This is a genomic window from Cellulomonas sp. GbtcB1 (genome assembly GCF_019091725.1).
GTDB lineage: Bacteria > Actinomycetota > Actinomycetes > Actinomycetales > Cellulomonadaceae > Cellulomonas.
The window spans coordinates 1-273 of sequence record NZ_JAGXJG010000246.1; the positions used below are offsets into that span (position 1 = coordinate 1).

Below are 273 nucleotides of genomic sequence, written 5' to 3' on the forward strand. Positions count from 1 at the left end.
TGCGTGGCGCGGAGGTCGCGATGTTCTTCCACCGTCAAGAGCTGCAGTTCAAGGCCACACCCGTCAAGCCGGACGCCGTCTACGCCCGCAAGCTCCAGGAGGTCCTGGGCGGGCAGTACGGCGAGATCACGGTCGCGTTGCAGTACGGGTTCCAGTCCTGGAACACGCACCTGCCCGGCAAGTACCGCGACCTGCTGTACGGCATCGGCGCGGGGGAGTTCGTCCACGTCGAGATGCTGGCGACGATGTTCGCCCAGCTGCTCGAGAAGGCGC

The 273-nt window shown here is 66.3% G+C and carries 1 protein-coding gene; it reads left to right on the top strand.

What is annotated here, in order from left to right; all coding sequences use genetic code 11:
- Positions 1 to 20: 20 nt before the first annotated feature.
- Positions 21 to 273: manganese catalase family protein (locus KVT14_RS20395; protein WP_217617299.1), on the top strand; the 253-nt coding region annotated here is incomplete at its 3' end.